This window comes from Actinomyces sp. HMSC065F12 (assembly GCF_001814535.1).
In the GTDB taxonomy this organism is placed as follows: Bacteria; Actinomycetota; Actinomycetes; order Actinomycetales; family Actinomycetaceae; genus Pauljensenia; species Pauljensenia radingae_A.
Window position 1 is genome coordinate 25,190 of the sequence record NZ_KV816983.1, and the last position, 15,189, is coordinate 40,378.

Sequence of the window (15,189 nt, forward strand, 5' to 3'; positions counted from 1 at the left end):
TCTGAATCCAATGGAGGAAAAATGTCAGAGGCAATTCCAGAAACGATGAAGGCTGCGGTACTGCGTGACCCTGCCAAAGGCATGCAGATAGAAACGATCAAGACGCCTAAGCCACGGAGCCGAGAAGTTCTGATCAAGGTCGCAGCATGTGGCATGTGTCATTCCGACCTGCATGTTATTCACGGCAAAATCGCCTTCCCGTACCCGTGCGTACTCGGCCACGAAGTGACCGGAGAAATTGTTGAGGTAGGCCCCGACAACGACCACACTGACCTGGAAGTGGGGCAAAAGGTCGCCGGAGCATTCCTGATGCCGTGCGGCCAGTGCGATCACTGTGCAGAAGGCCGTGATGACCTGTGCGACACGTTTTTTAACCTCAACCGTTTGGAAGGAAAACTCTACGACGGTCAGACTCGACTGTTCGGCACCGACGGCGAGGAAATCGCCATGTACTCGATGGGCGCGCTGGCTCAGTACTGCGTCATTCCGTCGACATCGATTGCCGTTCTGCCTAACGACGTTGACCTTGTCCCAGGCGCGATTCTGGGGTGCGCGGCGATGACGGCCTACGGTGCGGTGCGCCGCGGAGCAGACCTGCGCTTTGGTGAAACTGTTGCCGTCGTGGCGACCGGAGGCGTTGGCTCCAACATCATCCAGATCGCTAAGGCATTCGGCGCCAGCAAGATCATCGCGATTGACGTGGCCGACGACAAGCTCGAAGCGGCCAGGCAACTGGGTGCCACGGACGTTGTGAATTCCACCAAGGAAGATGTTCACGACGCAGTCTTCGCACTCACCGACGGCAAGGGCGTCGACGTTGCATTCGAGGCACTGGGACGTCCCGAAACATGGGAGTCCGCACTGAATGCTCTGTCAGATGGTGGGCGGATGGTGCCGATTGGGCTGGGCGCCGGTGTGCAGACCGCGGGCGTTGAAATCAACCGCACGGTGCGCCGCGGACAGTCTATTCTCGGCTCCTATGGTGCACGTACACGAGTTGATCTGCCCAAGGTTGTCGAGATGGCCGCCAACGGCTACATCAACTACTCGCAGATCGTCACCAGGCGTTTCTCGCTCGAAGATGCAGGCAAGGGCTATGACGAATTGGCTGTCGGCAACATTCAGGGTCGTGCAGTGGTCGACATGTCGTTGTGACACCAGACATCGAAAAGGCTGTGGGATCATTTCGATCCCACAGCCTTTCTGTATAACGTCAGGTTTAGCGTGTACGCTCCGTTCGGTAACGCCAGCTCTGTGAATAGTTTTCCTTCATTTCCTCTTCGATCTCTTCAAGCGACTTGCCGGACGTTTCCGGCATGAAGAAGTAGAGCCCGAGCAGAACCAAAGCGTTGATACCCGCAAACACTGCATATGTCACCATTCCGCCGAGATTCGCCATGAGCCAGGGGAATGTGGTCGTCAGGATTGCGTTTGACACCCACAGGCAGAAGACGGCAGTGCCATTCATGAGACCGCGGAAACGAGCGGGGAACATCTCGCCCATCATGGTCCAGCACACGACACTGTTTCCGGACTGGACGAAGAGCATGAAGATTCCCATGCACCCGAGAACTCCGTAGGCGGCGATGGGATCCGGCAGCGTTCCAGCTTCAATATGAGGTTCGATCAGCGTGCCGAACAGGATTGATATCAGGAGCAGTGAAGCCGCGATGCCCGCCACGTTCCACGCCAGCAGTCCGCGACGAGAGAAGCGATAGATCAGGTAAAGGCCCAGCGATGACCCGGCGACAGACAAGATTCCATTAAGAACCTGGGCGGTAATGGCTACAGCTGTTGACATGCCGGCAAGTTCGAGGACCTTCGGCGCGTAGTACATAACGGTGTTGACGCCGGTGAGCTGGTTGCCCACTGCAATGAGGATGCCGATCGCCAGGAGGCGTCGAAGCCACTTGGTCCGGATCATCTCACTCCATGTGCCCTTCTTTATATGGACGTCACGCTCGGTCGCGGAAACCATTTCTGTGAATTCCTTTGAACGCGGCTCGTCGCGATCATCACGAACCCGCTTAAGAGCACCGGTTGCTTCAAGGTACCGCTGATTTGCCGCGTACCAGCGCGGCGACTCCGGCATCAGACGCATACCCAACCACAAGGCGATTGCGGGTATCGTGCACAGAACAATCATGAAGCGCCATCCGGACCCGTTTCCGGACGTGAGAGTGAGCGAATCTGCCCACGCAATCAGGTCTGACTGAGCGTTGAGAGTACAGCTAGCACTGACCTGTTCCTTGAGGTAGATCCACGAGGAGATGTCCTGCCAGTTGTATGTTCCGGGCTCGATGCAGCCAAGCGGATCGGCCTGCACCGTCAGCTTTGGGCCGCCGAGAACCTGATTGATGACGGCGTTGAATGCGAACGCAGCGAGCTGACCAGTTACGATCATCAATTGGTCAATTGCGACGATTGTTCCACGAATTCTTCTGGGAGCCGTCTCAGCAAGATATACCGGTACGGTTGCTGATGTCCCTCCGACGGCCAGGCCAAGGATAAATCTGGACACGTACATGAACCACAGGCTGGGAGCGAGGGTGACCATTAAAGCGCCTGCCAAGAAAAGAGCGGCGAGCAGCATGATGTTGTGACGGCGTCCGAATCGGTCAGAAAGTCGTCCGCCCAACAGTGCACCAATTGCCGCACCGATGAGGAGGGTCCCGCCGATCCATCCCTCCTGGATGGTGTTCAGGTGCATTCCGCCTGCATCCCACGGCAAATGCATGTAGGGGAGAGCTCCGGAAATCACTCCCGTGTCGTAGCCGAACAGGAACGAACCAATGGTCGCTACGGCTGCAACGCGCCTATACCGCGGTGTTTACCTGATGCTGGAGTTTTCTCGACAAGGTCCTCGATCTCACGAGGCGAAAGCTGAGGCGATTGATTAGTCATGTATCCACTCTCTTCGTTGTGAGTCGCATTCTCGAATATTGTGCGAAGTACAACATCTATGTTAACGCGCGTTAATACCCGATAGGAATGAGAGTAGCACACTCGTGTAAGCTTCGTAACAGTCTTGTCATGATATCTGGAGGTTTTGGCGGCAGAAAGTTCTGCAAAAGATCGTATTCGCACACTAATGTCGTCACAAATGCTTGAAGAAACAAAGGGGTTTGTGTGAATTGGTCTCAGAGGTGATAGATTGCCTGCGACGAAGAGGTGTGTACTCGCATGTAAGATCTACCATTATTTGTGAGGACAAAGCGATGTAGGGAGGTGAAGTCAGTTGGATCTGTCAGCGGGAGCGTGGATCGTCCTAGCGATCGCGTCGATATTTGTAGGTCTGGGTAAGACTGCTCTGCCTGGAGTGGTCAGCGTGGCTGTTGCAATGTTTGCGGCAGTATTACCGGCAAGGGAATCGACGGCCGTCCTGCTGATTCTGTTGCTGGTAGGGGACATAATCGCGGTGTGGGTGTACTTCAAGACATGTGACTGGCGAACCCTTTTTCGGCTGATCCCATCTGTCATCATCGGTGTGGCTTGTGGTGCGGCATTCCTGTACTTCGCCTCCGACACGGTTGTGCGTCGCTCCATCGGAATTATTGTCCTGGCACTGACATTCCTCACGCTCGCGCTCATGCACGCCTATGGGGAGAAGATGAAGAAAGCGGTCGCACGAAGCGGCGTGCGCGGAATCTATGGCGCGTTAGGTGGTTTCACGACGATGTCCGCGAACTCGGGTGGGCCCGTCATGTCGATGTACTTTTTAGCCTCCGGTTTTGATGTTCAGAGGTTCCTGGGAACCCAGGCGTGGTTTTTCTTTCTCATTAACCTTGTCAAGCTGCCGTTTTCAGCAGGAATAGGCCTGGTAACGCGTGAGGTTGTGACAATAGCGCTGATTCTGGCTCCCGTCGTCATTGCGAGCTGTGCCGTTGGCAAGCTGGTCGCCAACAGGATCAATCAAAATGTCTTCAACGCCATTGTTATTGTCCTAACTATTGCTTCTGCGGCATATCTACTTGTGTAGAGGATCTCGCAAAGACCTGTCATCTGTCGTCGATTCGGTGCCGAAAGACGCCGAATCGGGGTTTAATGTCAGAACAAGCCGTGATAGGATCGTGGGATAGAGGCACAACGGGATAGCCAACGCCGGTTGTTCATGACAATAAGGAAGGTCTTATTATGGTCAATATTGGTCTCATCGGTGCGGGACGCATCGCACACGTGCATGCCAACACCATCGCTGCCAACCCCAACGCACAGCTTGTGGCAATTGCTGATCCGTATCAGCCGGCAGCGCAGGAACTGGGTGGGCGATTCGGCGCAACGGTTCTGTCCGACGCGCAGGACCTGTTCGCCCTCGACAACCTAGACGCAGTCGTCATCTGCTCCCCGACACCGCAGCACCCACAGCACATCATTGCCGCCGCCAAAGCCGGCCTGCCCGCACTGTGCGAAAAGCCGATCGCCCTGGATTACGAGGCAGCTAAGCAGCTCGAGAAGGACCTCGAAGGCCTCAACCCGACCATCATGCTCGGATTCAACCGCCGCTTCGACCCGTCCTTCGCCGCGATCAAAGCCCTCGTCGATCGGGGTGAGATCGGCCAGGTTGAGCAGGTGACCATCACCTCGCGTGACCCCGAAGCTCCCAGCCCGCAGTACGTGGCCACCTCAGGCGGCATCTTCAAGGACATGACGATCCACGACTTCGATATGGCGCGCTTCTTCCTCGGCGACATTGTCGAGGTATTCGCCTACGGCCAGAACTTCGACCCGGAGATCAAGAAAGCCAACGACTTCGACGCAACAATGATCCTGCTGCGCAACGCCAACGGCGTTGTCGCGACCATCATCAACTCGCGCCACTGCGCCCCCGGATATGACCAGCGCCTGGAAGTCTTCGGTGCCGACGGTGTGCTCAATGCCGACAATGTGCGCGCCACAACCGTTGAGCTGTCCACTTCGAACTTCTCCGCATCGAAAGAGCCTTACCTCAACTTCTTCCTGGAACGCTACGCCCAGGCATACAGCAATGAGCTCAACACCTTCCTCGACGCGATTGCACACGGCCAGACACCGACCCCGAACGTCACCGATGGGATCAAGGCGCTGCAAATCGCTGAAGCAGCACAGGAATCCGCTCTGACCGGCACATCCATTACATTGTCCTGAATCGCCCGCATATCCACACGACATGAAAGGTTGACACGATGAAAATTGCAGGAGCCCCGATCAGCTGGGGTGTATGTGAAGTTCCAGGCTGGGGATACCAGATGAGCCCGGAGCGCGTCCTAACGGAAATGAAGCAGATCGGTCTGACCGCCACAGAATTCGGCCCCCAGGGATGGCTGCCGCTCGAAGCAGAAGCCCGCGCCACCGAGGTCGCCAAATACGAACTCGACGTCGTCGGTGCATTCTTCCTAGCCATCATGCATGACCCTGAAACCGACCCGATTCCCGCCGTCCAGAAAGAACTCGATGCGTTCGAGGTCGCAGGCGGCAAATACTTGATCCTCGCAGCTGACTCCGGCGTTGAAGGCTATGACGAGCGTCCAGTCCTGGACGAAAAGGGCTGGGAAACACTGTTCACCAACCTTGACCGTATCTCAGCCGCATGCGCCGAGCGCAACGTGATCGCGTGCCTGCACCCGCACTGGGGCACCATGGTGCAAAACGTTGACGAAGTCGAGCGCGTCCTGGACAACTCGAAGGTCGGCCTGTGCCTGGATACCGGCCACCTCGCCTGCGGTGGCGCAGACGTAGTCGAACTGGTCAACAAGTACGCCGACCGCGTCGACATCGTCCACGCCAAGGACATCCACAAGGAAATGACCGACAAGCTTCTGCCCGGCGAACTCACATGGAGCGAAGGCGTCAAGGCCGGCATGTTCGCACCCATTGGCGAGGGCGACATCGATTTCGCCGAGATCGTCAACAAACTCGACGAAGCCGGATTTGACGGATACTACGTCCTGGAGCAGGACATCATGATCGATGAGGAACCACCGGCAAACGGCGGTCCCGTCGTTGATGTCGAGAAGTCGCTGGAAGCACTCAAGACTCTCGACAAGTAAGACGAGTCTATTCATGAGGCGTCTCGCGCTGTCTGGCGAGGCGCCTCATGAGCGTCTAAGGCGCGATGGTTGCGCCTGTCGTCTCCCTTTCGATCAGAGATGGCGACACGACCACATGGTGTGGCTCCCCGTCCGGATCCTCCATCCGCTCCAGCAAAATCGACGCCGCGCGCGTCCCCATTTCCTCCACGGGCTGCGAAATCAAAGTCACCTGAGGTGACACCATTGTCGTCCAGTCAGCATCATCGGTGCCGATCAGTGACACATCCTCGGGCATGCGCCGCCCACTTTCCTGCACCGCCCGATACACACCCATCGACAGCACGGCGTTCGCCGCGTAGATAGCGGTCGGCGGGTGGGCTCGAGCCAAAGCGGACGCGGTCGCCTGGCGGGCTCCTCCGGCGTGAATATTCGTCTCCACCAGCTGCAAACCATGACGATCGCGATGCGCCTCCGTCCATGCGGCCTGGAAACCCAGATAGCGGTCAAACGTGGTGGAAGCTGCAGACGGACCAAACAAACACAGAACACGCTGGTGGCCGCGTTCAATCAGATGATTCGCAGCCAACCGGCCGACAAGAACGTTATTCAAGAGCACCGAGTCACCCTCGTACGATCCGACACGCCGGTCAACGACGACGGTGGCAATGCGGGCCCGGGTCAGCAGCTCAACGTTCTCATCAGCTTCCGACGCCGCGGTCAGGATCACTCCGCACATGCGCTGTGAAATGGCATTGGCAATAAAGCGGCGCTCGCGGTCCAGATCTTCACCCGTATTACACAACACGATCGACAGGCCGTTGGCGGTGGCGATCTGCTCAATGGAGGCGACCAGTCGCGAAAAGTACGGGTTCTGAATATCCGACACGATGACAGCCCACACATCCGAGCGCTGGCGGCGCAGGGCGCGACCTGTTGAATCGGGGACATAATGCGTGCGCCTGACAGCTTCCATCACCCGTTCAGCGAGGTCAGGCTTAACGGTGCCTGCATTGCTCAACACGCGTGAGACGGTCGCCGTTGACACCCCTGCGGCGCGAGCGACATCGATCATGCGCACGCGTTGGGGAGCATCGATGGATTGATGTTTTCTTTTCATAGTGTCTTTTCCGCAAAATGCCAACCAGTGTTGCTGTCAAGTGTAATGACTGCGCCACTGCAGACCCGTCTTGACGTGGACTGTCAGCAATATTAGCCTAAAATGTAATCGATTGCATGAAAGGCCGACGATGACCACCCCACATCCATTCACTGCTCTGCCCCTCGGCGGGATCGGAACGGGAAACCTAGCGCTCGCTGCGGACGGATCACTCAAACAATGGCAGCTGCACAACATCGGAAATCACACGGGAACGCTACCCGGATCATTCTTTGCCCTACGCATCAGTCAGTGGGAGCCGCCTTTCAACGAACAGTGTGTCCTGATCGCCCAACCAGGTGAGCCGCACGAACCAACAGTCCTGGTCAACGATGATGACGTACCGACTTGGCAGCGCGACCTGCTCGAGGACTTCTCACCGATGGCCAGTGCCTCCTTCGAAGGACACTATCCATTTGGCACCGTGACATTCGATGACGACACACTGCCGGTGAAAGTCACGCTCGACGCATTCACCCCGCTCATCCCGCTGAACGAAGATGACTCCGCACTACCTGCCGCCCTTTTCACCTTCACCTTCACGAACACTGACCCCAAGACCGGGCTCAACGGCTGGCTCGGCGCAGGTCTGCAGAACGCCATCGGTCATGACGGCATGACCAACCCGGTAGGCGTCCACTCACCGCGATACGGCGGCAACGTCAACACCGTCCACCGCGCAGACGGTTGGACCGAACTCACCATGACCAACCCCTCCTTAAACGAATCCGCCCCGCGCGATCCCGGCGCAGGCACCATGAGCCTGAGCGTGTCAGGCACGCGCGTCAGCTCCCTTCCTCAGTGGACTGATCCGGCGCAGTTCATGGACTTCATGGCGACACGCCAGCCGGTGGGCCCCGACGAATGGAACGGTGTTCCAGATGACCTGCCTGACCCGCAGCCCAACGGCATCACAGCGCGTCCCATGCCCAGCCCGTCAGGATCAACATGGAACGGGGGAGTGGTCTCGCAGTTCTTCCTTGAACCGGGTGAAACCACCACAGTGCGCGTCGCGATCACATGGCACTTCCCGAACAGATACGTCAACTTCGTTCAATTTGGAGGCGTACAACCCACCTACGCTCCGGCCACACACTGGCTGGGAAACCGCTACACCACACGCTGGTCGGATGCCTCACAGGTCACCGCGTACGTACACGAAAACTGGGACACCCTCGAACACCACTCACGCGCATGGGTGGATGCCATGACGAACTCTGACCTGGCCGACGAACCGGGCGGCGAAGTCGCAGATCGGATGCTCACACAGGCCGCAATTGTGCGCTCCCCGAGCTACTTCCAAAGTGCTGATGACCGCACATTCGCCTTCGAGGGAGTCCTGGGCGCATCCACGCCGATGTGGGCTGGATTCGTCGGCGGGTCATGTCCGCTCAATTGCACGCACGTGCACGCCTACGCGCAAGCCACAGCCAAGCTCTTCCCACGCATGGAACGCTCCATGCGCGAAACAGAGTTCACCATCACGCAGGCACCCGAAGGATTCATCCCGCACCGCGTCCTGCTGCCACTGGAGACGCCACAGATCTGGGATCGGGAAATCGGAGGACCGGGCGATCCGGCGCTTGACGGAATGCTGTCAATAGTTCTGCGCACCTACCGCGAAGCCCGCTACCAGGCGGGCAGCGCATGGCTGGAGCAGTACTGGCCGAACCTGGTGCGGCTGATGGACTACATCGAAAACACATGGGACCCCGACTCAACCGGACTGCTCCACGGCATTCAGCCCTCCACGCACGACATTGACCTGTGTGGCATTAACTCCTACATGGGAACGTACTGGCTGGCAGCACTGCGCGCGATGGAAGAGATTTCCAAACTTCTGGGCGACGATGAGCGCGCCAGCCACTACCGCGAACGCTTCGAGGCATCCTCACGTGCCTACGATGAGGCGCTGTTCACCGGCGAGTACTACCGCCAGGTCCTCGAAGAAGGGGATCGCGACGACTTCCAGTGGAAGGACGGGTGCCTGTCTGACCAGCTCATCGGCCAATGGTGGGCGCACCAGCTTGACCTGGGATACCTGCTGCCACGCGACCACGTGGTGACGGCGCTGAAGAATGTTGTACGCCTGAACCTACGCACCGGTTTTGACGACTTCGAGCACCCCTACCGCTCATTCGCTACCGGCAAGGAAACGGGTCTGCTGATGTGCTCATGGCCGACCGGTGGGCGACCCGATGTGCCCACACGATACTGCGACGAAGTGTGGACGGGCATCGAATATCAGGTGGCGGCACACTGCCTGCACGAAGGGCTCACCGACGAAGGCTATGCGGTCCTGCACGGACTGTGGGCGCGTTACGACGGCACGACACGCAATCCGTACAACGAAATCGAATGCGGTGACCACTACACGCGCGCGCTGTCCGGTTGGAGCGTCTTCGATGAGCTCACAGGGATCACGTGGAACCAGTTCACCGGCGAACTGAGGATTGCCCGCGAGCCGCGCCGCAGCCTCGTCGTGATGACGGGCACCGGTTGGGGCACGCTGACGCGCGACGAGGGAGGCCTCACACTGACCTGCCTGTACGGCACCATCGATGCCACGACCGTGACCGTGGCAGATACCCTCGTGGCGCCGGAAGGAGTGAACATCTCAGCTGGAGAGAGCGCTAAACTGTCTGCAGCACAGGAAAGTTGATCGAAAGGCGCCCAGTGACATCTGCGAAGCGTGCAGGAATCCCGACCACCATCATTGTCGTGGGGTTGATGCTGTTCTCCATGTTCTTCGGAGCGGGAAACCTGGTCTTCCCTCCACAACTGGGACAGCAGGCTGGAACGAACTACTGGCCGGCGATCCTTGGTTTCCTGTCAACCGGTGTGGTTCTGCCGATGCTGGCGATTATTGCGGTGGCAGTGTCTGGCGCCGGGCTGGGAGATATTGCCAAGCGAACCGGCAAGGTTTTCGCGATGATCTTCCCGGCACTGATCTACCTGTCGATCGGCGCGTTCTACGCGATCCCGCGTACTGCGAACGTTGCGTACGAAATGGGGTTTGTCGGGCCAACCGGAATATCGGGCACAGTGGCGCTGCTCCTGTTCGTCGTGGCGTTCTTTGCTCTGAGCCTATGGCTGTCACTGCGCCGCGCCGGCATCGTCGACGCGCTGGGCAAGTATCTGACTCCTGCCCTTCTGACATTGATCGTCATCCTGGTGATCGTGGGATCCGCGCGCCTGAGCGCTGCTCCCAGTGCGCCGAGCGAGGAATACGCGTCCTCGCCTTTCACGTCCGGCATCCTGGAGGGCTACCTGACGATGGATTCGCTGGCTGCACTGGTCTTCGGGATTGTTGTCCTGCTGTCGCTGTACTCGCGTGGAGTACCCGCGGGGCGCCCCTCCGTCATCGCCTGCATCATGTCAGGTGTGGTCGGGGCAGTACTGCTGGGACTTGTCTACCTGGGGCTGGGGCATCTGGGTCGCTCCGTTGGCCAGCAATTCAACAACGGTGCAGAACTGCTTGCCTACGCTTCGCACGTCGCCCTCGGATCAGCAGGATCGTGGGTGTTTTCCGGAATCGTCCTTCTGGCATGTCTGACGACGGCGGTTGGCCTGATCACCTCGACCGCCTCCTATTTCGCGACCCTGATCCCTGCTGTTGACTACCGAGGGTGGAGCATCATCTTCACCATCATCGGCGCACTGATGGCGAACCTGGGCCTGACCGTCATCCTCGACATTGCGGCTCCTCTCAACGCGCTCCTCTACCCCGTAGCCGTTACGCTGATTTTCCTCACGCTGATCCAGGCCGCACTGCGTTTCCGCCTGGTGTGGGCCTATCGCCTGCCGGTTGCGCTCGCGGCGGTTTTCGCACTCAACGACCTTCTGCGTTCCTTCGACATTGAAATTGGTCGGGCGATCCCCGCCATCATGAAGCTGCCGCTGTATGGTCAAGGACTGTCATGGATCCTGCCAGTTGCCATCCTGGCTGCTATCTGCATCGTGATCGACAAAATCCGAGGACTGCCAATTCAGAGCCCCTCGGAGATTGCCCGCCGGTCAACACTGCTGCATGACCTGCCCGAAACGGGAACTACCGCGTAATCAATCCGGCGTACTCAAAAGCGCGCGCCAGACCATCCTCGTCAACGGGGGAGGTCACCCACGAGGCGATCGCCTTGACGTCTTCGCTTCCATTGCCCATCGCGATACTCGTGCCCACACCCGCCAGAAGCTCACGGTCATTGGGGGAGTCACCGATTCCTACAACGTCACTGATGCTGATTCCAAGGTGACCACACAGCACATGGGCGCCCGTCAGTTTGTGACACTGTGCTTTGAGGATTTCACCGACGCGCGCATCGGCCGTACCCACCGATCCACCGATGATGTCGAAACGCTCATCCAGCTGGCTGCTCATCGCCTCAAATATTCCGGCGCGAGGTGCCAGGAACGCACATTTCGAGGCCGAATCGGGTATCCCGGAGCGCAGGTACGGTTCGATCTGGCGCATATACGGCACCCAGTCGGGATCTTTGCCGGGGAAAACTGACAAATAGTCGGCAGACGGATGCATGGCCTCGGAACTTTGCCACACCCACAAACACTCATTGCGGCTCAGCACCTTGTTGACTGATTCAATGTCCGCACGGTCGATGCGTTCATCTCGGATCACCTGACCATCGACCTCAACGTAGGCACCTGATCCGCCGATTACTGCGGAAAAGCCCAGATCCCACAGCCACGGGTAGATTTCTGGAGTGGATCGGCCGGTGCACATGGCCAGAATATGTCCGGCCTCGCGTGCCTCGCGGCAGGCAGCTTGAGCAGATGGTGGCACGTCCTGCGTCCGTGTGAGCAGCGTGCCGTCAAGATCAATCAGAACGAGTCGAGCCACGGTACCTCCTTCGTATTAGGCAGTGTGTCATACCTGTGGAAGAATGGTCAGCTGAAATAAGGAGAAGCGATGGCGTATATCGGAACCGATGATTCCTCGGGCGACCCGGTCTTTCAGGAAGACTCGGACGTTGAAGTACGCACCTACCAGCGCGGTCGTATCCGCATGGTCTACGCCATGCGTGATAACCGCGTCGAGGAACATGCGCCGGATCCTTCCCGCCCTGTCTTCGTCATGATTCACGGCGTGGGGATGGGCAGGCGAGCACTGGCTGGACTGGCCAGGGAACTGGCACCTCACGGCACTGCCTATACGGTTGACTTGCCAGGCTTTGGTGATTCACCCACTCCGAAGCGCCCCCCGTCGATGGCTCAGTACGGCAAACTCGTTGCCGCTTTCATACGGGACAACAAGCTGCGTCACGTGATCGTGATTGGTCACTCGATGGGCACCCAGGTCGCAGTGGAGGTGGCGCAGCAACGGCCCGACCTGATCGATCAGCTGGTTCTGATTGCTCCGACCATCAACCCCGCCAGGCGGACCCTCCACCAACAGGCATGGGATCTGATTACTGACTTTGCCGACGATGGGCTGCACGTGATGGCAGTGGGTGTTGCGAATTATCTGCGTGCCGGCCCAGTCTGGTTCTTCCGAACGATTCGCGCCATGATGGATCACCGCGTTGAACGCATCTACCCGCAGGTGCCCACACCCACACTGGTCATGCGCGGAGAAGACGACCTGGTGTGTCCGCACGACTGGACGAAGCGCGTGGCACAGCTGCTGCCACACGGCACGTACGCGTCGATCGAGGATCACGGCCACGAAGCTGTGCTGCGAGATGCCGTTCCTGCCACTCAGATCATTCTCGATCACGTACTATGACCGATGTGGACATATCTCATCAGCCACTGCTGAGCGTCATCATCCCGGCGTATAACTCGCAAGATTATCTGCGCCGATGTGTGGAGTCCCTGATCGGCTATGCGCACCCCATCGAAATCCTCATCATCGACGATGGATCGAGTGACAAGACTCCCGAGCTTGCCGACAAACTGGCGCGCAGATTCCCTGAAATCCGCGCAGTCCACCAGGCTAACGCAGGGCATGGCGGCGCCCTCAACACCGGCATCCGCGAGGCCACTGGCCGTTACCTGAAAGTCGTGGACTCTGACGACTGGCTCGACCGGCGCTCGCTGACACGCGTGTTGGATCAGATGGCCGCAGACCAGGACCGCGGCGACGACGTCGACATGTACGTGGCGAACTACGTCTACGAGAAAAAGGGAAAATCTCATAAGCATGCGGTCCGCTTCCTCAACGTTCTTCCTGCTGATCGCATCATTGGGTGGGATGACATGCGTGCGTGCCGCTACGACCAGTACCTCATGATGCACACGCTCATTTTTCGCACCGAGCTGGTCAGACAATCCGGGATGATCCTGCCGGAGCATACCTTCTACGTGGACTACCTGTATTCCTACGTGCCCTTGCCGCATGTGCGAACGCTGCGCTACATCGATGCGAATCTGTACCGCTACTTCATTGGCCGCGATGACCAGTCAGTGAACGAAAAAGTCATGATTTCACGTATCGACCAGCTGCTGCGCGTCAACGCGGGGATGCTTGCCGGCACCCCTGACGAATCCACTGTCCCTGTACACCTGTATCGCTATATGATTCACTACCTGCGCATCAATTTCATCGTGTGCTCCCTGATGTTGTTGCTCTCTGGCACACCAGAACACGTCCAGGAGAAAGAACGCCTGTGGGCGGAAGCTGACCGAGACTACCCGCAGGTCACTCGGCAGGTCAGATCAGGTCTGCTCGGACGGCTGATCTCGCTGCCGGGAACGCCCGGACGCGTCATCCCGCTATCGATCTACCGCATCGCCCGCGCCGTCCTCGGCTTTAATTAGAATGCGAAAAGAATCTGCCCGCCGGGCTCGGTGATCGTGACGTGCGGCGCGTCAGAATCATGCAGGTCGAGAAAAACGCAGATCGTGTGTCCATCCGCGCTGGAGCGGTACGACAGCTGCTCGTTGGTTACCTCGCACACCTGCGTGCGCGCATGGACAAGCCACGGATGCTGGCGACGCAGCGCAATGAGCGCCTGGTGGGTCTGGAACACTGATTCGCCCAGATTCGACAGGTGGTCGGGCAGATCAGGGAACGAGGGACGCACCTGATCGTCGCCGCCGAGCTCCTCGGTCTTGATTCCGGTATAGCCCTGTTCGTCGCCATAGTAGATCGATGGGATCCCGCCGACAGTCATGACAATGGCGAGAGCGACGCCGACATGTTGGCTCCCGATCTGCGAGGCAATTCTCGTGACGTCGTGGTTGCCGATGAATGTCTGTGGGGTGAAGGAATCGAGGAAATGGTTGTGACGATCGAGGCACCACTGCAGCTCAAAGAAATTTCGATCCGAGATACTCGACCAGATTGCCTTCCACAGTTCGTATTGGGTCAGTGAATCAAAATGGCACTGCTCGATCATGTCGGTGTAGTCACCGTGGATTACTTCACCCATCAGCCACGCTTCAGGGAAACGCGCCCGAACGGGGTCGATGACGTCGCGCCAAAAATCGCTCGGCACAGAGTAGGCGGCATCCAGACGCCAGGCGTCGATGCCGCGTTCAAGCCAGTAGGTCATGACGTCGGTGGCGTATGTGCGTGCCTGTGCACCGGCGTGATTGAGCCGAACCAGCTCACCGTGCCCCTCGAAGACGCGTGGAGTCGGACCTGCGGGATCCTCCCAGTCAATGTCGAATAATTCCGCGTGCTCACTGTCCGGGCCGGCAGCGAGAACCTCGCTGACCAGCGGGTGCTGGGAGCTGACGTGAGAAAAAACACCGTCACACGCCACGCGGATGCCGCGCTCGTGGCACGCGGCAATGAGGTGATCAAAGTCAGCTTCATCTCCCAGGCGCGGGTCAACTGCGAAGTGGTCAAGAATGTCGTAGCCATGTGATGTTGACTGGAAGATCGGGCCCAGAAGCAGGCCGTTGGCTCCCAGCTCGATCAGGTAGTCCAGCCAGTTTTCCAGCATGGTGATCCGGTGCGCCGACGCGTCGGCCCCGAACGGAGGACGAATGGGGGCGCCGCACATTCCCAGCGGGTAGACGTGCCACCACACCATGTGATCAATCCATGACATGACTTTCGCT

General features: G+C 58.5%; 11 protein-coding genes and 1 pseudogene. 8 read left to right on the top strand and 4 right to left on the bottom strand.

Going from position 1 to position 15,189, the window contains the following annotated elements:
• The first annotated feature begins 45 nt into the window (after window positions 1–45).
• Window positions 46–1,155 carry a zinc-binding dehydrogenase gene (locus tag HMPREF2975_RS06280; protein ID WP_058236877.1) on the top strand — a complete coding sequence of 370 codons (1,110 nt, stop codon included), beginning with the start codon at window positions 46–48 and terminating at the stop codon, window positions 1,153–1,155.
• Between the two features lie 64 nt (window positions 1,156–1,219).
• On the opposite strand, the pseudogene HMPREF2975_RS06285 reads toward HMPREF2975_RS06280, so the two are convergent.
• Window positions 1,220–2,904: pseudogene (locus HMPREF2975_RS06285) on the bottom strand (MFS transporter).
• A 334-nt stretch (window positions 2,905–3,238) separates the two neighbouring features.
• Here HMPREF2975_RS06285 and HMPREF2975_RS06290 point away from each other — a divergent pair.
• The 3 genes from HMPREF2975_RS06290 (at window position 3,239) to HMPREF2975_RS06300 (ending at window position 6,026) form a co-directional block, all read left to right on the top strand.
• Window positions 3,239–3,979 (top strand): sulfite exporter TauE/SafE family protein, encoded by a 741-nt coding sequence (locus HMPREF2975_RS06290; protein WP_058236534.1) that lies wholly within the window; start codon window positions 3,239–3,241, stop codon window positions 3,977–3,979.
• Between the two features lie 155 nt (window positions 3,980–4,134).
• Window positions 4,135–5,124 carry an inositol 2-dehydrogenase gene (gene iolG / locus HMPREF2975_RS06295; protein WP_058236535.1) on the top strand — a complete coding sequence of 330 codons (990 nt, stop codon included), beginning with the start codon at window positions 4,135–4,137 and terminating at the stop codon, window positions 5,122–5,124.
• Window positions 5,125–5,162: 38 nt separating this feature from the next.
• Window positions 5,163–6,026: a sugar phosphate isomerase/epimerase family protein gene (locus tag HMPREF2975_RS06300; RefSeq protein WP_058236536.1), complete on the top strand. Its 864-nt coding sequence runs from the start codon at window positions 5,163–5,165 to the stop codon at window positions 6,024–6,026.
• Between the two features lie 55 nt (window positions 6,027–6,081).
• Here the strand turns inward: HMPREF2975_RS06300 and HMPREF2975_RS06305 are convergent, their stop codons facing one another.
• Complete coding sequence (locus HMPREF2975_RS06305) at window positions 6,082–7,125, bottom strand: LacI family DNA-binding transcriptional regulator (RefSeq protein WP_082628506.1); 1,044 nt, start codon at window positions 7,123–7,125, stop codon at window positions 6,082–6,084.
• A gap of 130 nt (window positions 7,126–7,255) precedes the next feature.
• Here HMPREF2975_RS06305 and HMPREF2975_RS06310 point away from each other — a divergent pair, with 130 nt between their 5' ends.
• Together HMPREF2975_RS06310 and brnQ are read left to right on the top strand one after the other, a co-directional pair.
• On the top strand, window positions 7,256–9,826 hold the full coding sequence (locus HMPREF2975_RS06310) for a GH116 family glycosyl hydrolase (RefSeq protein ID WP_058236538.1): 2,571 nt from the start codon (window positions 7,256–7,258) through the stop codon (window positions 9,824–9,826).
• Window positions 9,827–9,840: 14 nt separating this feature from the next.
• Window positions 9,841–11,226, top strand: a complete 1,386-nt coding sequence (gene brnQ, locus HMPREF2975_RS06315) for a branched-chain amino acid transport system II carrier protein (protein ID WP_058236539.1) — start codon at window positions 9,841–9,843, stop codon at window positions 11,224–11,226.
• Here brnQ and HMPREF2975_RS06320 read toward each other — a convergent pair.
• Window positions 11,216–12,019 carry a Cof-type HAD-IIB family hydrolase gene (locus HMPREF2975_RS06320; RefSeq protein WP_058236540.1) on the bottom strand — a complete coding sequence of 268 codons (804 nt, stop codon included), beginning with the start codon at window positions 12,017–12,019 and terminating at the stop codon, window positions 11,216–11,218. The two genes, brnQ and HMPREF2975_RS06320, sit on opposite strands and share 11 nt — an antisense overlap.
• A 69-nt stretch (window positions 12,020–12,088) precedes the next feature.
• Between HMPREF2975_RS06320 and HMPREF2975_RS06325 the strand changes: the two genes are divergently transcribed.
• Together HMPREF2975_RS06325 and HMPREF2975_RS06330 are read left to right on the top strand one after the other, a co-directional pair.
• Window positions 12,089–12,904, top strand: a complete 816-nt coding sequence (locus tag HMPREF2975_RS06325) for an alpha/beta fold hydrolase (RefSeq protein WP_058236541.1) — start codon at window positions 12,089–12,091, stop codon at window positions 12,902–12,904.
• Entirely contained in the window at window positions 12,901–13,938 is a 1,038-nt protein-coding gene (locus HMPREF2975_RS06330) for a glycosyltransferase family 2 protein (protein WP_070726538.1), read from the top strand. Before HMPREF2975_RS06325 ends, HMPREF2975_RS06330 begins: the two co-directional genes overlap by 4 nt.
• Here the strand turns inward: HMPREF2975_RS06330 and HMPREF2975_RS06335 are convergent.
• Entirely contained in the window at window positions 13,935–15,179 is a 1,245-nt protein-coding gene (locus HMPREF2975_RS06335; RefSeq protein ID WP_070726540.1) for an alpha-amylase family protein, read from the bottom strand. The two genes, HMPREF2975_RS06330 and HMPREF2975_RS06335, sit on opposite strands and share 4 nt — an antisense overlap.
• Window positions 15,180–15,189: the final 10 nt, after the last annotated feature.